Raw genomic sequence first — 19,692 nt, forward strand, 5'->3', positions numbered from 1 at the left:
GGGGGGTCCGGAGGTGCGGGACGTCGCGGAGCGGTGGCGGGTCACCGGCTCGGCCGAGCTCTTCCGGGGGAGGATCATCAACGTCCGCGAGGACGAGGTGCTCATGCCGAACGGCGACGGCATGGAGGCCGTCCGCCGCGAGTACGTGGAGCACCTCGGCGCGGTCGGCACGATCGCCCTGGACGACGAGGGCCGGGTCCTGCTGCTGCGCCAGTACCGCCACCCGGTCGGCCACCTGCTGTGGGAGGTCCCCGCGGGGCTGCGGGACGTGGCGGGCGAGCCGCTGTGGCGCACCGCCGAGCGCGAGCTGCTGGAGGAGGCCGGATACCGGGCCGCCACCTGGCACACGCTGCTGGACACCTTCCAGACCCCCGGCATGAGCGACGAGCGGGTGCGGGTGTTCCTCGCCCGCGACCTCGAGCGGGTGCCCGACGAGGAGATCGACTTCGTCCGGGTGCACGAGGAGGCCGACATGCCGGTGGTGTGGGTGCCGCTGGAGGAGGCGGTGGCCAAGGTGCTGGCCGGGCGGATCCACAACGCCCTGGCCGTCTCGGCGATCCTGGCGCTGCACGCGGCGCGGGCCCGGGGATTCGGGGACCTGCGCGACAAAGAGGCCGCCGAAGCCTAGGCTCGGCCCGTCATGAGCACACTCGAAACCGCGGTCGGCGCCTATCTGGGGCACCTCGCGGTCGAGCGCGGGCTGGCCGCGAACACGCTCAGCTCCTACCGGCGGGACCTGCGCCGCTACCGGGAGCATCTGGAGGCCAGGGGCGTCCTGGACCTGGCCGCCGTCGGCGAACGGGACGTGCAGGGGTTCCTGGCCTCCCTCAGGGAGGGCGGCGACGGGCGCTCCCCGCTGTCGGCGGGCTCGGCGGCCCGCGCGGTGGTGGCCGTCCGCGGCCTGCACCGGTTCGCGCTCCGGGAGGGGCTGGTCGCCGCCGACCCCTCCCGCGAGGTGCGCCCGCCCGCCGCGCCGCGCCGGCTGCCCAAGGCGATCTCCCTGGGGGACGTGGAACGGCTGCTGGACGCGGCGGGGGACGGCTCGGCACGGGGTCTGCGCGACCGGGCGCTGCTGGAGCTGCTGTACGGCTCGGGCGCGCGGATCTCCGAGGCGGTCGGCCTCGACCTGGACGACGTCGAGCTGGACGAGGGGTTCGTCCGGGTCTCCGGCAAGGGGAGCAAGGTGCGGATCGTCCCGATCGGCGGCTACGCGGGGCGGGCGCTGGAGGCCTACCTCGTGCGGGCCCGCCCCCTGCTGGCCGGGGCGGGGAAGGGCACGCCCGCACTGTTCCTCAACGCGCGGGGCGGCCGGCTGTCCCGCCAGGGCGCCTGGATGGTGCTGGGCGCCGCGGCCGAACGCGCCGGGCTGACGGACGTCTCCCCGCACACTCTGCGACATTCCTTCGCGACCCACCTCCTGGAGCGGGGCGCGGACGTTAGAGTGGTGCAGGAACTCCTCGGGCACGCCTCGGTCACGACGACACAGGTCTACACGCTTGTGACGGTCCGGCTACTGCGTGAGGTGTACGCCACAGCGCACCCCCGCGCACGTGCGTGAACACGCGCCAGGGCCGTGTGTCGTGTTGCCGTTGCGTCCAGTCCCGCTTAGAGTCCCCGCATCGACGGTATCTCCTCGCCGTCGGGGAGGATCAACATGCCTGACGCAGGCGCGGAAAGCGTGCTCTCAGCAGCGATCGCCACCGAGCCCGGAGGCGCGCTGGGTCCGACAAGACGTCCAGTCCCCACGTTTCCCGACCCGGAACCCCTCGCCGAACACGGTCCGGCGCGGATCGTCGCCATCTGCAACCAGAAGGGCGGCGTGGGCAAGACCACGACCACCATCAACCTGGGCGCCGCGCTGGCCGAGCAGGGCCGCCGGGTGCTGCTGGTGGACTTCGACCCGCAGGGCGCCCTGTCGGTCGGCCTCGGCCAGGGAGACCCCCGCCAGCTGGACGTCACCGTCCACAACATGCTGCTCGAGGCCGACACCGACTGGGAGGACATCCTCCTGGAGACGTCGGTGGAGGGCATGCACCTGCTGCCCAGCAACATCGACCTCTCCGGCGCGGAGGTCCAGCTGGTGCACGAGGTCGGCCGCGAGTACATCCTCTCGGGCGAGCTCAAGGCCGCGGTCGAGCACTACGACTACATCCTCATCGACTGCCAGCCGTCCCTGGGCCTGCTGACGATCAACGCGCTCGCCGCCGCGCAGGGCGTCGTCGTGCCCCTGGAGTGCGAGTACTTCGCCATGCGCGGCGTCGCCCTGCTGATGGAGACCATCGAGAAGGTCCAGCAGCGCATCAACCCCTCGCTGGAGATCGACGGCTTCCTGGGCACCATGTACGACTCGCGGACCCTGCACACCCGCGAGGTGCTCCAGCGCATCGTCCAGGCCTTCGGCGACCAGGTCTTCCACACCGTGATCAACCGCACGGTGCGCTTCCCCGACGCCACCGTCATGGGCGAGCCGATCACCACCTTCGACCCCTCCTCCATGGGCGCCAACCACTACCGCGAGCTGGCCAAGGAAGTCATCCAGCGCTGGAAGGAACTCGGCTGAGGCGGGTTCCGGCCCGGAGCCGCCCCTCGTGCCCGCGGGGAGGGAACGGCCGTTCCCCGCTTCGCCGCGGCCGTCCGTCCCTTAGGCTTCCGACGTGGCGGAACAGCAGGTGCGAGAAGAACAGGCCCAGGGCTTCCAGGTGCACCTGGACGTCTTCTCGGGGCCGTTCGACCTGCTGCTCGGACTGATCGCCAAGCACAAGCTGGACATCACCGAGGTGTCCCTGCACCGGGTCACCGACGAGTTCATCGCCTACATCCGCTCGCACGGGCCCGAATGGGACCTCGACCAGGCCAGCCACTTCCTGCTGGTGGCCGCCACGCTGCTGGACCTCAAGGCGGCGCGGCTGCTGCCGTCCGGGGAGGTCGACGACGAGGAGGACCTGGCGCTGCTGGAGGCGCGGGACCTGCTGTTCGCCCGCCTGCTGCAGTACCGGGCCTACAAGGAGGTCAGCACCTTCTTCGCCGGGCTCATGGCCGTCGAGGCCAGGCGCTTCCCCCGGACGGTGCCCATGGAGCCGCGGTTCGCCAACCTGCTGCCCGAGGTGCTGCTGGGCCTGGGGCCCGAGGAGTTCGCCCGGCTGGCCGCCCGGGTCTTCCAGCCCAGGCCCGCCCCGCCCGGCGTCTCGGTGGGTCATATGTACACGCCGCAGGCCAGTGTGGAGGAACAGGGCGCTATCCTCGTGGAGAGGCTGCGCAAGCTCAGGAAGGCCACCTTCCGCGCGCTGACCTCCGACTGCGCGGGCGTCCACGAGATCGTCGCCCGGTTCCTGGCGCTGCTGACCCTCTACCGCGAGCGGGCGGTGTCGTTCGACCAGATCGAACCCCTGGGCGAGCTGCACGTCGGGTGGACGGGCAGCGAGGAGGGCGAGATCGAACTGGCGGACGAGTTCGCCGGGGCCCCGCGGCCCGAGCAGGAGACACGGACGAGGGGACGGGAGGACCGTGATGGGTGAGGAACCGTCGCTGAAGGCGTCCCTCGAAGCCGTCCTGCTGGTGGTCGACGAGCCGATCACCGAGATCGTCCTGGCCCAGCTGCTGGAGGAGCCCGTCGTCCGCGTCACCGCGGCGCTGCAGGAGCTGGCCGCCGAGTACCGCGCCCAGGGCCGCGGCTTCGAGCTGCGCCGTGTCGCCGGGGGCTGGCGCTACTACACCAGCGAGGCCTGCGCGCCCGTGGTCGAGCGCTTCGTCACCGAGGGCCAGCAGAGCCGGCTCACCCAGGCCGCGCTGGAGACCCTCGCCGTGGTGGCCTACCGGCAGCCGGTGAGCCGCGCCCGGGTCTCGGCGGTCCGCGGCGTCAACAGCGACGGGGTGATGCGCACCCTGACCCTGCGCGGCCTGATCGAGGAGGCGGGCCGGGACACCGAGTCCCAGGCCACCCTCTACCGCACCACCGCCTACTTCCTGGAGCGCCTGGGGCTGGACTCCCTGGAGGAGCTGCCCGAACTGGCGCCCTACCTGCCCGACGAGATCAACGACATCGAGGACGTCTCCGCATGAGCACCACCACCGGTCAGCAGGACGAGCAGGGCGTCCGCCTGCAGAAGGTCCTGGCCGACGCCGGGATCGGCTCCCGCCGCGCCTGCGAGCAGATCATCTCCGCGGGCCGCGTGACGGTGAACGGCCGGGTGGTCAGCTGGTTCGGCGAGCGGGTCGACCCGCGGCGCGACGAGATCCAGGTCGACGGGCGCGCCATCGCGACCTGGCACGAACTGCGCTACTACGCGGTCAACAAGCCGGTCGGGGTGGAGAGCACGATGGCGCCCGGCAAGGGCACCCGCACCCTGATCGACTTCGTCGAGGACCTCACCGAGCGGATCTACCACGTGGGCCGGCTCGACACCGACACCGAGGGCCTCCTGCTGCTGACCAACGACGGCGAGCTGGCGCACCGGCTGATGCACCCCTCGTTCGGCGTCCCCAAGACCTACCTGGCGGACGTGCCGGGGCCCATCCCGCGCGACCTGGGGCGGCGGCTGCGGGGCGGCGTCGACCTGGAGGACGGCATCGTCAAGGTCGACGGCTTCAAGCTGCTCGAGCAGTCGGGCAGGCGCGCGCTGGTCGAGGTCACCCTGCACGAGGGCCGCAAGCACATCGTCCGGCGGCTGCTGGCCAAGGCGGGCTTCCCGGTGCGGAAGCTGGCCCGTACGGGTTTCGGACCGATCGCCCTCGGCAGGCTCAAGCCGGGCGGGGTGCGCGCGCTGACCGAGAAGGAAGTCGCGGCGCTGTACAAAGCCGTGGGCTTGTGAGATCAGGAGGAGAGACAGTGGCTGTACGTGCCCTGCGGGGGGCCATCCAGGTGGATTCCGACGACCGGGAGCAGGTCCTGGAGGCGACCGCCGAGCTCGTCGCCGAGGTGATGGCCCGCAACGAGCTGTCCACCGACGACGTGATCAGCGTGCTGTTCACCGCGACCCCGGACATCACCGCCGAGTTCCCCGCCCTGGCCGCCCGCAAACTCGGCTTCACCGACGTGCCGCTGATGTGCGCCAGCGAGCTGGACGTCCCGCACGCGCTGCCCCGGGTGATCCGGCTCATGGCCCACATCGAGACCGACCGGCCGCGCTCGCAGATGCAGCACGTCTACCTGCGCGGCGCCACCGTGCTGCGCCTCGACATCGCCCAGTGACGCCTCATGAATCCCGGTAGGGTCCTCCCGTGACGGAAATCCCACGCGTCGCAGTGGTCGGCACCGGCCTCATCGGCACCTCCGTGGCGCTCGCCCTGCGCGAGCGCGGCACCGAGGTCCTGCTGAGCGACCGCGATCCGGCCGTCCTGGCCCTGGCGGTGGAGCTGGGGGCCGGCGCCGTGCTCCCCGACGAGCCGGTCGAGCCGGTGGACGTGGCGGTCCTCGCCGTCCCCCCGGCGGCGGTGGGCCGCACCCTGCTGGAGGCGCAGAAGCGCGGCCTGGCCCGCGTCTACACCGACGTGGCCAGCGTGAAGGTCCGGCCCGTCCTGGACGCCGTGGAACTCGGCTGCGACCTGCGCGGCTACGTCCCCGGGCATCCGCTGGCGGGCCGTGAGCGGTCCGGCCCCGCCGCCGCCCGCGCCGACCTCTTCCTGGGCCGCCCCTGGGCGCTGTGCCCCACCGAGGCGGCCTCGGCCGAGGCGGTCGGGGCCGTGGAGGCCCTGGTGCGGGCCTGCGGCGCCGAACTGCACCACATCGACCCGATCGAGCACGACCAGGCCGTCGCCCTGGTCTCCCACGGCCCGCACGTGGTGGCCGCCGCCGTGGCCGCCCGGCTGGCGGAGGCCCCGCCCGCGGCGCTGGACCTCGCGGGCCAGGGCGTGCGCGACGTCACCCGGATCGCGGCCAGCGATCCCGCCCTGTGGCTGGACATCCTCACCGCGAACGCCGCGCCGGTCGCCGAGGTGCTCGACGCGGTCGCCGGCGACCTCGCCCTGGCCGCCGCGATGTTGCGGGCCACCTCCTCGGCCGGCCCCGACGTCGCCGAAGTGATCATGCAGAAGGTCGGCGACCTGCTGGCCAGGGGCAACACCGGGCGCGCCCGGATCCCCGGCAAGCACGGCGGCCGCCCCTCGCGGTACGCGCACGTGCAGGTGGTCATCTCCGACCGGCCCGGCGAGCTCGCCCGGATCTTCGAGGCGGCCGGCCACGCCGGGGTCAACATCGAGGACGTCTCGATCGAGCACTCGCCGGGCCTGCCGGTGGGTGTGGCGGAACTCTCGGTACAGCCCGAGACCGCCGAGACCCTCGCCGCCGCGCTGCGCGACCGCGGCTGGTCCGTGCCCGTTCTCCCCTGAAAGTCGAAGAAGACATGACACTGATCATCGCCATGGACGGCCCGTCCGGGTCCGGCAAGTCGAGCGCGGCCAAGGGAGTGGCCCGCCGTCTCGGGTACCGTTATCTGGACACCGGCGCCATGTACCGGGCCATCACCTGGTGGATGCTGGAACAGGGCGTCGACGTCGAGGACGCGGCGGCGGTCGCGGCCCGTACGGGCGAGGTGCGCATCGAGATGAGCACCGACCCGGACGCTCCCGGGATCTCGGTGGACGGCCGGGACGTCTCCGGGCCGATCCGCGGCCAGGCGGTCACGGGCGCGGTCAGCGCGGTCAGCAGGGTCCCCGAGGTCCGGGCGTTCCTGGTGGCGGCGCAGCGTGAGATCATGGCCGACGGGGGGATCGTGGCCGAGGGCCGCGACATCGGCACCGTGGTCGCACCGGACGCGCCCGTCAAGGTCTTCCTCACCGCCAGCGAGGAGGCCAGGGCCCTGCGCCGCGCCAGGGAGATCGCCGACCCGGCCGTCTCGGTCGAGGCCACCCTGGCCGACCAGGCCCGGCGGGACCGGCTGGACTCCACCCGCACCGCCTCCCCCCTGACCAAGGCCGACGACGCCGTGGAGATCGACTCGACCGAGCTGGGGCTCGACGAGGTGGTCGACGCGGTCGTACGGCTCGTGAAAGAGCGCGCCGCCACCGGTTGACACGTCCTCCGGTGCCGGCGGGACGCACCGAATGGACACATCATGAACCAGCGCGAAGAGTTCGCCGCGGAAGAAGAGTTCGAGACCTTCGACCCGGACGAGTTCGACCCGGCGGAGTACGAGTTCCACGACGAGGAGGCCGAGGCCGCCGAGCCGGCGAGGCTGCCGGTGGTGGCGGTCGTCGGCCGCCCCAACGTGGGCAAGTCCACCCTGGTCAACCGGATCATCGGCCGCCGCGAGGCGGTGGTCGAGGACGTGCCGGGTGTGACCCGCGACCGGGTCTCCTACCCCGCCTCCTGGAACGGCCGCGAGTTCACCCTCGTGGACACCGGCGGCTGGCTGCCCGACTCCAGCGGCCTGGCCGCCTCCATCGCCGAGCAGGCCAGGCTCGCGGTCGAGCTCGCCGACGTCGTGCTCTTCGTGGTGGACGCCACCATCGGCGCCACCGACCTCGACGAGGCCGTCGTGGAGATCCTGCGCCGCTCCAAGAAGCCGGTCGTGCTGGCCGCCAACAAGGCCGACGACACCCGTGCCGAGATGGAGGCCGCCGCGCTGTGGAGCCTGGGCATCGGCGAGCCGATGCCCGTCTCGGCGCTGCACGGCCGCTCCAGCGGCGACCTCCTGGACCGGGTCCTGGAGACCCTGCCCGAGCCCGCCCCGCGCGAGCGGCTCGGCGAGGCGCCCGGCGGCCCGCGCCGGGTGGCCCTCATGGGCCGCCCCAACGTCGGCAAGTCGAGCCTGCTCAACAAGCTGGCGCGGGAGAACCGCGCCGTCGTCGACTCGGTGGCCGGCACCACCCGCGACCCCGTCGACGAGCTGATCGAACTCGGCGGCCGGACCTGGCGCTTCATCGACACGGCCGGGATCCGCAAGCGCCACCGCGAGAACCAGGGCGCCGACTTCTACGCCATCCTGCGCACCCAGTCGGCGCTGGAGCGCTCGGAGGTCGCCGTCGTGCTCGTCGACGCCGGCGAGCCCCTGGCCGAGCAGGACCTGCGCATCGTCAACAACGTGATCGAGGCCGGCCGTGCCCTCGTCCTGGCCTACAACAAGTGGGACCTGGTCGACGAGGAGCGCCGCTACTACCTCGACCGCGAGATCGAACGCCAGCTCGTCGGCGCCCGCTGGGCGCCCCGCGTCAACATCTCCGCCCGCACGGGCCGCCACGTCGAGAAGCTCGTCCCGGCCATCGACACCGCCCTGGAGAGCTGGGGCCACCGCGTCCCCACCGGCAAGCTCAACCAGTTCTTCACCGACCTGGTCTCCTCCCACCCCCACCCCATCCGCGGCGGCAAGCAGCCCCGCGTCCTGTTCGCCACCCAGGCGGGCACCCGCCCCCCGCGGTTCGTCCTGTTCACCAGCGGCTTCCTCGAGCCCGGCTACCGCCGCTTCATCGAGCGCCGCATCCGCGAGGAGTTCGGCTTCGAGGGCAGCCCCATCTCGGTGACCATGAAGATCCGCGAGAAGCGCAAGGACCGCGGCAAGCGTCGCTAGGCGGCGTCCACGATGGCAGAAGGTGAGCGGTGTGTTCTCAACGCTTACCGAGAGCTGCTAAGCTAAGTAGCTGACCGGCCTGGGGCGTATGTAAGCCCCGGGCGCGCAAGTGGAGCCTGCTCCCACCTGATTCGGCCTTCGGGCCGATGGGTCCCGGTCCAGCGCCGTTCGGGCGTTGAACAGCCCTTTGCAGGGGATACCTTGGTAGGTGTACCCGCAGGGGCTGACCGGTGGTGGCCTCGCATGCGCGTCGTGCGGGGCTTTCTTCGTCTGGGAGTCCGGGGTACGACAGGTTCAAGGACATGAAAGGCCCCAGGGAGGTCCCATCAGCGCCGAAACGCGTTTCACCGAACCGCGCATCAACGACCGCATTCGCGTGCCGGAAGTCCGGCTCGTCGGGCCCAACGGCGAGCAGGTGGGCATCGTCCCCATCGCCAAGGCGCTCGATCTTGCCCGTGAGTCCGACCTCGACCTGGTCGAAGTCGCGCCCACCGCGCGGCCTCCCGTGGCCAAGCTCATGGACTACGGCAAGTTCAAGTACGAGTCCGCGATGAAGGCGCGTGAGGCGCGGCGCAACCAGGCGCACACGATCATCAAGGAGATCAAGCTCCGCCCGAAGATCGACCCGCACGACTACGAGACCAAGAAGGGTCACGTGGTGCGGTTCCTCAAGGGCGGGGACAAGGTCAAGGTGACGATCATGTTCCGTGGTCGCGAGCAGTCCCGGCCGGAGCTCGGCTTCCGGCTGCTGCAGCGCCTCGCCCAGGACGTCAGCGAGCTCGGGTTCGTGGAGTCGAACGCCAAGCAGGACGGCCGGAACATGATCATGGTGATCGGGCCGCACAAGAAGAAGGCCGAGGCCAAGGCCGAGCAGGCCGAGGCGCGGGCCCAGCGCAACGCCGCGCGCGGTGAGCGCCCCGCCGAGGACGAGGCCGGACTCGAGGCCGAGGCCGAGGTCGAGGAGGCCGCGCCCGTCGACGAGGCCCCGCCGGCCGAGGAGCCCCGCTCCGAGTGAGACCCGCCTGACCGGGTCCCCCTCACGCGGGGACCCGGTTTCAGGATGTACGCACCTGTGCTGGCCCAGGCGTGCATTCCCCCGCACGCCCGGTCAGCCACGCCCAGATATCGAAGGAGACGGCCGCCATGCCGAAGACCAAGACCCACAGTGGCGCCAAGAAGCGCTTCAAGCTGACCGGCTCCGGCAAGGTGGTGCGCCGCCGCGCGAACAAGAACCACCTGCTCGAGCACAAGCCGACCAAGCGCACCCGCCGCCTGGACGGCAACGCGGTGGTCTCCGCCGCCGACACCCCCATGATCAAGAAGCTGCTGCGCAAGTAGTAGCCGTCCGACCGACAAGTACGACCGGCCGGCGGTCGAGAAGCACCCCGGCCCCCACGAAGGAGTTGTGAGACGTGGCACGCGTGAAGAGGGCGGTCAACGCCGCCAAGAAGCGCCGGGTCGTTCTGGAGCGTTCGAGCGGCTACCGCGGCCAGCGGTCCCGCCTGTACCGCAAGGCCAAGGAGCAGCAGCTCCACTCGATGACCTACGCCTTCCGGGACCGCAAGGACCGCAAGGGCCAGTTCCGCCGGCTGTGGATCCAGCGCATCAACGCCGCGGTCCGCCTCAACGGCATGACCTACAACCGGTTCATCCAGGGCCTCAAGGCCGCCGAGGTCGAGGTCGACCGGCGCATGCTGGCCGAGCTCGCGGTGAACGACGCCGCCGCCTTCGCGGCGCTGGTCGAGGTCGCCAAGAAGGCCCTCCCGGCCGAGTCGGCCAAGGCCTGAGGACGCGGCAGATGGCGAGCCTCGAGCTGACCAGTATCCGCTCCCCGCGGGTGAAGTCCGCTCGCAGGCTCGCCAAAAGGTCCTTCCGGCAGCAGGACCGGCGGTTCCTCGCCGAGGGTCCGCAGGCGGTCCGGGAGGCACTGGCCCTCGAAGGGGGGCTGGTGGAGCTGTACGCGACGGCCGAGGCCGCGCAGCGGCACGCCGAGCTGATCGCCGCGGCCGAGCGGGCCGGGGTCCCGGTGCTGCGGGTGAGCGGCGAGGTGATGGCCGAACTGGCCCAGACCGTGACGCCCCAGGGGCTGCTGGCGGTCTGCGCCTTCCTCGACGTCCCCCTGGACGGCGCCCTGCGCGGCGCCCCCCGGCTGGTGACGGTCCTGTCCCACGTACGCGACCCAGGCAACGCCGGGACGGTGCTGCGCGCCTCCGACGCCGCCGGCGCCGACGCGGTGGTCTTCACCGACGCGTCCGTGGACCCCTACAACGGCAAATGCGTCCGTGCCTCGGCCGGCAGCCTCTTCCACCTCCCGGTGGTGACCGGCCCCCGCTACGACACGCTGATCCCCGCGCTCCGGGAGGCGGGCCTGACCGTGCTGGCCGCGGACGGGTCGGGGAGCCGCACCCTGGACGACGCGGCCGACGACGGCTCGCTGAGCCGCCCGACGGCCTGGGTGTTCGGCAACGAGGCCTGGGGCCTGCCCGAAGAGGTGCGGGCACTGGCCGACGACGTGATCCGCGTACCCATCCACGGCAAGGCCGAGAGCCTTAATCTGGCGACCGCGGCGGCCGTGTGCCTGTACGCTTCGGCGCGCGCGCAGCGAACGGTCAGATAAGTCCTGACCGCGCGGTCAAGTCGGCGGGGTTGCCGCTTTTCTCTGGCCGTTTAAGGACATCGGGCTTGCGCTGTCCTTATCCCTGCGGCTGCCAAGATGACCATGAGGCCCGTCCTCGCCGCCGTCCGGCGGCGGACGGGCGTGCCATGTCACCCGAGGAAAGGGAGTTCATGCTCCGCCGATCGAGGTCCGAGCCGATGCGCACCGGCCCGATCCGCTGCCCGGAGGCGGCGGACGAGCGTGACCTGCGCGTCGAGCTGGCGGCCCTGCACGGCGACACCGCCGTGGTGACGGTGGCCGGGGAGATCGACCTCCGGTCCGCGCTGACGCTCCGGGACCATCTGCTCGCGGTCACCGAAGCGGGTTTCGAGTCGATCGTCATCGACTTCGAACAGGTCCTCTTCTGCGACGCCTCAGGGCTCAACGCGCTGGTCGCGCTGGCCAACCGGGTACGGGCGCGCGGGGGAGGCGTGTGGCTGGCGGGGGTGCGCCCTCCGCAGCGCCGGCTCTTCCAGATCACCGGTCTCGACCGCCGTTTCCCGCTCTGCGAGCGGGTCGAGGACGCGGTCGCGCAGGCGGGTCCGCACCCGCTCGGACGTTAGCCTCGCCCGGCTCCGCAGGGATACCGTCAATCCCTTTCGCGTAAGGGGTTTCGCGCTCCCCAGACCCCCCTGCCTGACGCTAGGCTCTGTGTCATCGGGCCGTTGGGAGGGGGCCAATGGGCGCGGAAGGGCAGGGAGCGGAGCCGGGCACGCTGGTGCCCGAACCGCGCAGCGCGCCCTCCTACGGCGACGAGCTGCCCGACGGGCTGCTCGTCGCCGACGCCGCGGGCCGGGTGGTCTCCTTCAACCGGATGGCCGAGCGCCTCACCGGCCTGCGCCGCGCCCAGGTCCTGGACCGCGCCGCCTGGGACGTCCTGCCCCTGCACGACGCCGGCGGGCGCGACTGGTGGAAGTGCACGGACCCGTACGGCGGCCTGCGCATCCGCACCCGCCACCCCGAGCGGAGCCTCTTCCTGGCGGGCGGCCGCGAGGTGCTGGTGACCGCCTCCTACCTGCGCGACTCCCGGCACCGCGTCCGGCGCTTCCACGTGTCGCTGCGCGACGCCGAGGCGCGCGCCCGCCAGGAGCGCGACCGCGCCGACCTCGTCTCCACCGTCGCCCACGAGCTGCGCTCGCCGCTGACCAGCGTGAAGGGCTTCACCGCCACGCTGCTGGCCCGGTGGCACCGCTTCAACGACGACCAGAAGCTCGTCATGCTGGAGACGGTCAACGCCGACGCCGACCGCGTCACCCGCCTGATCACCGAGCTGCTGGACGTCTCCCGCATCGAGGCGGGCCGGCTGGAGATGCGCCGCCAGCCGGTCGACCTGGCCGGCCAGGCCCGCGCGGCGATCGCGGGCAGGGTGGCGGCGGGCGACCCGGAGGACAGGTTCCGCCTGGACGTGCGCGGCCCGCTGCCGGAGTTGTGGCTGGACCCGGACAAGATCGCGCAGATTCTCGGTAACTTGGTAGAAAACGCCGTGCGTCACGGCGCTGGTACTGTCACGATCGTGGTGGAGCCGGACACCGGGAGGGAGGGAGCCGTCGTGTCGGTACGCGACGAGGGCGAGGGCATCCCCCCCGAGGCCGCCCACCGCGTCTTCCGCCAGTTCTGGCGGGGCAACCGCCGCCGGGGCACCGGTCTCGGCCTCTACATCGTGAAGGGCCTCGTGGAGGCCCACGGCGGAACGATCATCGTGCAGCGCGCCCCCGGGGGCGGCGCCGAGTTCCGATTTACCGTGCCCGCCGGAACCCCGTCTCACGCCTGAGACGCCCGGCGGGCCGACCCAGACGGTATTTTCTTCCAGACGCCACCCCTGACAGTGCTTTCCACACAACTCCGTGGAACGAGCAACCGTCGCGGTCCGGGCGTCCCCGTCTGGACTGAGGATCCTGATCGCCGCCAGGCGATGAAGATCTGAAGGAAGACGGGGACTTCGGGGCCCGGATCGCCCGCCACGCCGGAGGCGGGGCCATTAACAGGAGTCTTGATCACTTATGTCTGCACCCAACAAGTCGTACGACCCCGTCGAGGTCGCGGCGCTGGCGCCGGAGGCGCTGGAGAGGCATCGCGAGGAGGCCCTGAAAGCGATCGGGGCGGCCTCGTCGCTGGAGGAGCTCAAGGAGGTGCGGCTCGCGCACGCGGGGGACAGGTCCCCGCTGGCGCTGGCCAACCGGGAGATCGGCGCGCTGCCGCCGCACGCCAAGGCCGACGCCGGCAAGCGGGTAGGTTCCGCGCGCGGCGCCGTCGGCCAGGCGCTGAAGGCCCGCCAGGAGGAGCTGGAGGCCGAGCGCGACGAGCGGGTCCTGGTCGAGGAGACCGTGGACGTCACGCTGCCGTGGGACCGGGCGCTGCCCGGGGCGCGGCACCCGCTGACCACGATGGCCGAGCGCATGGCCGACGTGTTCGTCTCGATGGGCTTCGAGATCGCCGAGGGCCCCGAGATCGAGGCCGAGTGGTTCAACTTCGACGCGCTGAACTTCCCGCCGGACCACCCGGCGCGCGCCATGCAGGACACCTTCTTCGTCGAGTCCGAGGACTCCGGGATGGTCCTGCGCACCCACACCTCGCCGGTGCAGGTGCGGGCGCTGCTGTCGCGCGAGCTGCCGGTGTACGTGGTCGCCCCCGGCAGGACGTTCCGCACCGACGAGCTGGACGCCACCCACAGCCCGGTCTTCCACCAGCTGGAGGGCCTGGCGGTGGACGAGGGCCTGACGATGGCCGACCTGAAGGGCGCGATCGCCGCGTTCGTGAACGGCCTGTTCGGCGACCCGCTGCCGGTCCGGCTGCGCCCGTCGTTCTTCCCGTTCACCGAGCCGTCCGCCGAGGTGGACATGCAGTGCTTCGTCTGCCACGGCGAGTCCGTCGGCAACGCCGACGCGCCCTGCCGCACCTGCTCGTCGGAGGGCTGGATCGAGATCGGCGGCTGCGGCATGGTCAACCCGCGGGTGCTGCGGGCGGCCGGGGTGGACACCGAGCGCTACAGCGGCTGGGCCTTCGGCCTGGGCGTCGAGCGGACCCTGATGTTCCGGCACGGGGTCGAGGACATGCATGACATGGTCGAGGGCGATGTGCGTTTCGCCCTCCCGTTCGGGATGGAGATCTGATGCGGGCCCCGCTTTCGTGGCTGCGTGAGTACGCGGCGCTGCCCGCCGATGTGACCGGCCGCGAGCTCGCCGCCGCGCTGATCGCGGCGGGCCTGGAGGTCGAGACGGTCGAGACCGCCGACATCACCGGGCCGATCGTCACCGGCCGGGTCCTGGCGATCGAGGAGCTCACCGAGTTCAAGAAGCCGATCCGCTGGTGCCAGGTCGACGTCGGCAACGCCGAGCCGCAGAACCTCATCTGCGGCGCGCGCAACTTCGCTGTCGGCGACGTGGTGGTCGTGGTGCTGCCGGGCGCGGTGCTGCCGGGCGGTTTCGCCGTCGGCGCCCGCAAGACCTACGGCAGGCTGTCGGAGGGCATGATCTGCTCGCTGCGCGAGCTGGGCATCGGCGACGACCACGACGGCATCCTCATCCTGCCCGAGGACACCGAGGTCGGCCTGGACGCTGTCGAGCTGCTGGATCTGCGCGACGACGTGCTGGACATCGCCGTCACCCCCGACCGCGGCTACTGCCTGTCGATCAGGGGCGTGGCGCGGGAGGCCGCGATCGCCTACGGCGTGGAGTTCCGCGACCCGGCGGACGTCGAGCTCGCCGACGAGGGGCCCTCCTACCCGGCCGCGGTCGCCGACCCGGCCGCCTGCGACCGCCTCGTGCTGCGCAGGGTGAGCGGTTTCGACCCCGCCGCGCCGTCGCCGCTGTGGATGCGCACCCGCCTGCACCGGGCGGGGATGCGCCCGGTCTCGCTGGCCGTCGACATCACCAACTACCTGATGCTCGAGCTCGGCCAGCCGCTGCACGCCTTCGACGCCGCCAAGCTCACCGGGACGGTCACCGTCCGGCGGGCGGCGGCGGGCGAGAGCCTGGAGACGCTCGACCACGTCAAGCGCACCCTCGACGCCGAGGACCTGCTGATCACCGACGAGTCGGGCCCCCTGTCCATCGCCGGCGCCATGGGCGGCCTGCACAGCGAGATCGGCGACGCCAGCACCGAGGTGGTGATCGAGGCCGCGCACTTCGACCCGGTCGCCATCGCCCGCACGGTCCGCCGCCACAGGCTGCACAGCGAGGCGTCCTACCGCTTCGAGCGGGGCGTGGACCGGGAGCTGCCGCTGCGCGCGTCGCTGCGGGCGGTGCGGATGCTGGCCGAGCTGGGCGGCGCCGAGGTCGTGCCGGGCGCCACGGTCGTGGACTCCCCGGTCGAGCCGGCGACGATCACCATCCCGGTGTCGCACCCGTCGCGGGTCGCGGGCGTGTCCTACTCCCGCGAGACCGTCGTGCGGCGGCTGGAGCAGGTCGGCTGCACCGTGACCGGGGACGAGGAGATCACGGTGACGCCCGCCTCGTGGCGGCCCGACCTCACCGACCCCAACGACCTGGCCGAGGAGGTCATCCGCCTCGAGGGCTACGACGCGATCCCCGAGCGGGCGCCGCGCCCGTCGGCGGGCCGTGGCCTGACGCCGCGCCAGCGGCTGCTCCGCCGGGTCGGCAGGGTCCTGGCCGCCACCGGGTACACCGAGACGCTCAGCTACCCGTTCGTCTCGGAGAAGGACTGGGACGGCCTCCAGCTGCCCGCCGACGACGCCCGGCGCCGCGCGCTGCGCCTGGCCAACCCGCTGTCGGAGGACGAGCCGCTGCTGCGCACCACGCTGCTGCCCGGCCTGTTCCGCACCGCGGCCCGCAACCTCGGGCGGGGCCAGGCCGACCTGGCGTTGTTCGAGACGGGCCTGGTCTTCCGGCCCGAGGAGGGCACGGGCAGGGTCCCGGTCTACCCGGTGGACCGGGCGCCGACCGCCGACCAGCTCGCCGCGATCGACGCCGCCCTGCCCCGCCAGCCGCGGCGCGTGGCGGTGCTGGTGGCCGGCGAGGCCGAGCGCTCCGGCTGGTGGGGCGGGGGCCGCGCGGGCGGCTGGCAGGACGCGATCCAGGCCGCCCGGGTGATCGCCGCGCAGGCCGGGGCCGACCTGCGGGTCGTCGCGGACCGGCACGCCCCCTGGCACCCCGGCCGCTGCGCCGCCCTGTACGCGGGCGACGTCCTGGTCGGCCACGCGGGGGAGCTGCACCCGCGGGTGCTGAAGGCCTACGGGCTGCCGCCGCGCACCGCCGCGCTGGAACTGGAGCTGGACCGGCTCGACGCCGAGTACGCCCCGGTCGCGCCGCACGTGTCCACCTACCCGGTGGCGACGCAGGACGTGGCGCTGGTCGTGGCGGACTCCGTGCCGGCCGCCGAGGTCGAGGCGGCGCTGCGGGAGGGCGCGGGCGGGCTGCTGGAGTCGCTGCGGCTGTTCGACGTCTACACCGGCGACCAGGTGGGCGAGGGCCGCAAGTCCCTGGCCTACGCGCTGCGGTTCCGCGCCGCGGACCGGACGCTGAAGGCCGAGGAGGCCACCGCGGCCCGCGACGCGGCCGTGGCTCGGGCCGCCGAGCTGACCGGCGCGTCCCTGCGGGGCTGATCCGGCCGCACGAGGACGGAACGGCCCGCACGCCTGACCAGGCGTGCGGGCCGTTCCGCGTTCGGTTCCGTGGATCTCAGGGGGTGCTGGTCAGCCGGTAGGCCTCGCCCTCGCGGGTGAGCAGCCACTCGCCCTTGGCGTAGGCCTCGCCGTCGCGCACCCGCGCCTGCCCGCTCCCGGTCTCGTAGACCAGGGCCCGGTCGGCGTCACGGTTCTGGGCGGTGTAGACGACCAGTCCGTCCCCGGCGGTCAGGGCCGCCTTCTCCCCGCGGGGGAGCGGCTCGGGCACCTCGCGGGCCTGCCACGTCTCGGTGTCGTAGACGGTGAGGGTGCGCCCGGAGGCCACGGAGAAGGTGCCGGAGCCCGCCGCGTAGAGCGCGTCGGGGGACAGGTGCCCGCGCGGCAGCTCGCGGGTCTGGCGGGCGCCGGTCTCGACCTGCACGCGCTGGACCTCGCCGGTGGGCCTGCCCCGGCCGTCGGTGCTCAGGACGTAGGCGTGGGGGTAGGCGAAGCCCGCGGCGTACCCGCTGGCCAGGCGCTCGGGTTCGGCGTCGCAGCCGTGCGCGGCCCAGACGGTGCCGTCGGCCTTGTCCGTCCAGACGGCCACGTCGCGGTCGGCGTGGAAGGCGGCGCCGCCGCGCCGGGCGATCCCCCCGGCGCCGAGCCGGACGGGCTCGCCCTCGCCGGAGCGGCACATCAGCTGGTAGCCGCCGCCCTCGCGCTGGGCCCAGATCGTCATGTTCCGGCTGCCCGAGGCCCCGTACATGCCCTCGGGCTCGGCGACCGGGGCGGGGACGGTGAGCAGGCCGCTCACGTCGGCCCGCCACAACACGCCGTCGCTGCGCCCCCGCGGGCCCACGCCGGTGCCCAGGACCGCCCCGTCGGAGGTGATCCCGAAGGCGTTGAGGACCTTGCCGCTGGGCAGGTCGCGGGGGAGGCCGCCGGCCGCGCCGGGCCGGGGCGAGGAGGGCAGGGCCGAGCCGGACCGCCGGTCGGCGGGTTCGGAGGCGGCCAGCACCGACGGGTCGGTGGGGGAGGGGTCGCCAGAGTCCAGGAGGGGAGGGGCGACCACCGCGACGGCGGCGGCCAGCGACAGGCCGGCCGCGGACTGCGTGATCCGGCGCCGCCTGCGCCGCGCCTTCACCTGGTGGCCGACCCGGGCGAGGAGGGCGGGAGGCGCCTCGGCGGAGGGCGCCGCGTCGTCGAGAGCGCGCAGCCTTCCGGCGACGAGCCGCTCAAGATCTTCCACGTCGGTCCTCCATCAGTGCCTGCTCGGCTTCCTGGGGCAGCATGCTGGCGCGGAGCTTGGCCAGCGCCCGGGAGGCCTGGCTCTTCACCGTTCCGCGGGAGCATCCCAGCACCCGCGCCGTCTCTTCCTCACTCAGTTGTTCGAAGTAGCGCAGGACGAGCACCGCGCGCATCCGCGGCGGCAGGGCGGCCAGCGCCGCGTCCAGCCCGTCCATCTCGTGGACCCGGTCGATCTCCGGGTCGTCGGCCGCGTGCTCGGGAACGCCCTCGACCAGATGCTCCAGCCGGGGCCTGCGCCAGCGGTTGGCCATGATGCGCGCCATGGTGGTGCGCACATAGCCCTCCGGGTCGTCCTTGCGCCGCACCCGTCCCCAGGCCACACCCGTGCGGGTGAGCGCCTCCTGGACGAGGTCCTCGGCGTCGTGCTGGTTGCCGGTGAGGACGTACGCGTAACGGAAGAGCGCCGGGAACCTGTTGGCCACGAAGTCCTCGAACTGGCCGCCGCCGCCCCGCATCACGTCGTCCCTCCCCTCCAAAGACACCCGCCGGGACCGGAAGGTTGCATGGGTCGTCCGAATCCTCCCATGCTCGTGCGGCGCGGGGTTCGGAGATCGAACTTGAATACTCATCCGATTGGATGCATACTTTTTCTTAGTCAAGCTGAGGAGTGTCATGGGTTACCGGGTTGCGGTGGCGGGAGCGAGCGGTTACGCGGGCGGGGAACTGCTGCGCATCCTGGCCGGTCACCCGGGTTTCGAGATCGGCACGCTGACGGCGGGGAGCAACGCCGGAGCCGCTCTCGGCACCCTTCAGCCCCACCTCCGCTCGCTGTCCGGCCGCGTCCTGGCCGAGACTACCCCGCAGACCCTCGAGGGTCATGACGTGGTGTTCCTCGCGCTGCCGCACGGCGCGTCGGGCCCGCTCGCCGCCGAACTGGGCGAGGACGTGCTGGTCGTGGACTGCGGCGCCGACTTCCGGCTCGACGACCCCGCCGACTGGGAGCACTTCTACGGCAGCCCGCACGCCGGCACCTGGCCTTATGGGCTGCCGGAGCTGCCCGGCCAGCGGGAGGCGCTGGCCGGTGCCAGGCGCATCGCGGTGCCCGGCTGCTACCCGACGGTCTCGACGCTGGCGCTCGTCCCGGCCTTCGCCGCCGGGCTCGCCGAGCCCGACGTGGTCGTCGTCGCCGCCTCCGGCACCTCGGGGGCGGGCAGGACGCCCAAGGTCAACCTGCTGGGCAGCGAGGTCATGGGCGCGGTCTCGGCCTACGGCGTCGGCGGCGTGCACCGGCACACCCCGGAGATCGTCCAGAACCTGACGGCCGTCGCGGGCGAGCCCGTCACCGTCTCCTTCACCCCCCTCCTCGCCCCCATGAGCCGCGGCATCCTGGCCACCTGCACCGTCAGGGCCAGGCCCGGCACCACCTACGCCGCCCTGCGGGAGGCCTACCTCGCCGCCTACGACGCCGAGCCCTTCGTGGACGTGCTGCCCGAGGGCATGTGGCCGTCCACGGCGATGACGCTCGGCGCCAACACCGCGCTGATGCAGGTCGCCCTGGACGAACGCGCCGGGCGCATCGTGATCACGGCCGCCATCGACAACCTCACCAAGGGCACCGCGGGAGGGGCGGTCCAGTCGGCCAACCTGGCCCTCGGCATGCCCGAGGACCTGGGTCTGGGCACCCTCGCCGTCGCACCCTGAAACCTCCCGTCGCGAAGAGAAGAAGA

At 72.7% G+C, this 19,692-nt stretch carries 21 protein-coding genes; 19 read left to right on the forward strand and 2 right to left on the reverse strand.

What is annotated here, in order from left to right; genetic code table 11:
• Nucleotides 1–13: 13 nt before the first annotated feature.
• From C2865_RS12995 to pheT, 18 genes are all read left to right on the forward strand, one after another.
• A complete protein-coding gene (locus C2865_RS12995; protein WP_232835557.1) occupies nucleotides 14–628 on the forward strand; it encodes an NUDIX domain-containing protein in 615 nt (204 codons plus the stop codon).
• A 12-nt stretch (nucleotides 629–640) separates the two neighbouring features.
• On the forward strand, nucleotides 641–1,558 hold the full coding sequence (xerD, locus tag C2865_RS13000; protein WP_106398583.1) for a site-specific tyrosine recombinase XerD: 918 nt from the start codon (nucleotides 641–643) through the stop codon (nucleotides 1,556–1,558).
• Between the two features lie 96 nt (nucleotides 1,559–1,654).
• The gene (locus tag C2865_RS13005; RefSeq protein WP_106398584.1) at nucleotides 1,655–2,560 is read left to right on the forward strand and encodes a ParA family protein; all 906 of its coding nucleotides are present in this window, start codon (nucleotides 1,655–1,657) and stop codon (nucleotides 2,558–2,560) included.
• Nucleotides 2,561–2,654: 94 nt separating this feature from the next.
• Entirely contained in the window at nucleotides 2,655–3,515 is an 861-nt protein-coding gene (locus C2865_RS13010; RefSeq protein WP_106398585.1) for a segregation and condensation protein A, read from the forward strand.
• Entirely contained in the window at nucleotides 3,508–4,059 is a 552-nt protein-coding gene (gene scpB / locus C2865_RS13015) for an SMC-Scp complex subunit ScpB (protein ID WP_106398586.1), read from the forward strand. Before C2865_RS13010 ends, scpB begins: the two co-directional genes overlap by 8 nt.
• Nucleotides 4,056–4,808, forward strand: a complete 753-nt coding sequence (locus tag C2865_RS13020; protein ID WP_106398587.1) for a pseudouridine synthase — start codon at nucleotides 4,056–4,058, stop codon at nucleotides 4,806–4,808. The genes scpB and C2865_RS13020 overlap by 4 nt, the downstream gene beginning before the upstream one ends.
• Nucleotides 4,809–4,825: 17 nt before the next feature.
• Nucleotides 4,826–5,188 (forward strand): chorismate mutase, encoded by a 363-nt coding sequence (aroH, locus tag C2865_RS13025; protein ID WP_106398588.1) that lies wholly within the window; start codon nucleotides 4,826–4,828, stop codon nucleotides 5,186–5,188.
• Between the two features lie 29 nt (nucleotides 5,189–5,217).
• The gene (locus C2865_RS13030; protein ID WP_232835558.1) at nucleotides 5,218–6,324 is read left to right on the forward strand and encodes a prephenate dehydrogenase; all 1,107 of its coding nucleotides are present in this window, start codon (nucleotides 5,218–5,220) and stop codon (nucleotides 6,322–6,324) included.
• 14 nt (nucleotides 6,325–6,338) lie between these two features.
• Nucleotides 6,339–7,007 (forward strand): (d)CMP kinase, encoded by a 669-nt coding sequence (gene cmk, locus C2865_RS13035; RefSeq protein ID WP_106398589.1) that lies wholly within the window; start codon nucleotides 6,339–6,341, stop codon nucleotides 7,005–7,007.
• Between the two features lie 42 nt (nucleotides 7,008–7,049).
• Nucleotides 7,050–8,501: a ribosome biogenesis GTPase Der gene (gene der, locus C2865_RS13040; RefSeq protein ID WP_106398590.1), complete on the forward strand. Its 1,452-nt coding sequence runs from the start codon at nucleotides 7,050–7,052 to the stop codon at nucleotides 8,499–8,501.
• A gap of 358 nt (nucleotides 8,502–8,859) precedes the next feature.
• The gene (gene infC, locus C2865_RS13045; protein WP_269802715.1) at nucleotides 8,860–9,516 is read left to right on the forward strand and encodes a translation initiation factor IF-3; all 657 of its coding nucleotides are present in this window, start codon (nucleotides 8,860–8,862) and stop codon (nucleotides 9,514–9,516) included.
• Between the two features lie 128 nt (nucleotides 9,517–9,644).
• Nucleotides 9,645–9,839 (forward strand): 50S ribosomal protein L35, encoded by a 195-nt coding sequence (gene rpmI / locus C2865_RS13050; protein ID WP_106398591.1) that lies wholly within the window; start codon nucleotides 9,645–9,647, stop codon nucleotides 9,837–9,839.
• 74 nt (nucleotides 9,840–9,913) lie between these two features.
• The gene (gene rplT / locus C2865_RS13055) at nucleotides 9,914–10,288 is read left to right on the forward strand and encodes a 50S ribosomal protein L20 (RefSeq protein ID WP_106398592.1); all 375 of its coding nucleotides are present in this window, start codon (nucleotides 9,914–9,916) and stop codon (nucleotides 10,286–10,288) included.
• A gap of 11 nt (nucleotides 10,289–10,299) precedes the next feature.
• Nucleotides 10,300–11,118 carry a TrmH family RNA methyltransferase gene (locus C2865_RS13060; RefSeq protein ID WP_106398593.1) on the forward strand — a complete coding sequence of 273 codons (819 nt, stop codon included), beginning with the start codon at nucleotides 10,300–10,302 and terminating at the stop codon, nucleotides 11,116–11,118.
• Nucleotides 11,119–11,288: 170 nt separating this feature from the next.
• Nucleotides 11,289–11,720 (forward strand): STAS domain-containing protein, encoded by a 432-nt coding sequence (locus C2865_RS13065; protein ID WP_157963687.1) that lies wholly within the window; start codon nucleotides 11,289–11,291, stop codon nucleotides 11,718–11,720.
• 116 nt (nucleotides 11,721–11,836) lie between these two features.
• Entirely contained in the window at nucleotides 11,837–12,928 is a 1,092-nt protein-coding gene (locus C2865_RS13070) for a sensor histidine kinase (RefSeq protein ID WP_106398595.1), read from the forward strand.
• Nucleotides 12,929–13,157: 229 nt separating this feature from the next.
• Nucleotides 13,158–14,267 carry a phenylalanine--tRNA ligase subunit alpha gene (gene pheS / locus C2865_RS13075; RefSeq protein WP_106398596.1) on the forward strand — a complete coding sequence of 370 codons (1,110 nt, stop codon included), beginning with the start codon at nucleotides 13,158–13,160 and terminating at the stop codon, nucleotides 14,265–14,267.
• Nucleotides 14,267–16,717: a phenylalanine--tRNA ligase subunit beta gene (pheT, locus tag C2865_RS13080; protein ID WP_106398597.1), complete on the forward strand. Its 2,451-nt coding sequence runs from the start codon at nucleotides 14,267–14,269 to the stop codon at nucleotides 16,715–16,717. Before pheS ends, pheT begins: the two co-directional genes overlap by 1 nt.
• 76 nt (nucleotides 16,718–16,793) lie before the next feature.
• Here pheT and C2865_RS13085 read toward each other — a convergent pair whose 3' ends face one another.
• Nucleotides 16,794–17,966, reverse strand: a complete 1,173-nt coding sequence (locus tag C2865_RS13085) for a hypothetical protein (protein ID WP_106398598.1) — start codon at nucleotides 17,964–17,966, stop codon at nucleotides 16,794–16,796.
• Nucleotides 17,953–18,507, reverse strand: a complete 555-nt coding sequence (locus C2865_RS13090) for a SigE family RNA polymerase sigma factor (RefSeq protein ID WP_232835560.1) — start codon at nucleotides 18,505–18,507, stop codon at nucleotides 17,953–17,955. The genes C2865_RS13085 and C2865_RS13090 overlap by 14 nt, the downstream gene beginning before the upstream one ends.
• A gap of 130 nt (nucleotides 18,508–18,637) precedes the next feature.
• Between C2865_RS13090 and argC the strand changes: the two genes are divergently transcribed.
• Nucleotides 18,638–19,666, forward strand: a complete 1,029-nt coding sequence (gene argC, locus C2865_RS13095; RefSeq protein WP_106398600.1) for an N-acetyl-gamma-glutamyl-phosphate reductase — start codon at nucleotides 18,638–18,640, stop codon at nucleotides 19,664–19,666.
• Nucleotides 19,667–19,692: the final 26 nt, after the last annotated feature.

The organism is Actinocorallia populi (assembly GCF_002995495.1).
Taxonomy (GTDB): Bacteria; Actinomycetota; Actinomycetes; order Streptosporangiales; family Streptosporangiaceae; genus Actinocorallia; species Actinocorallia populi.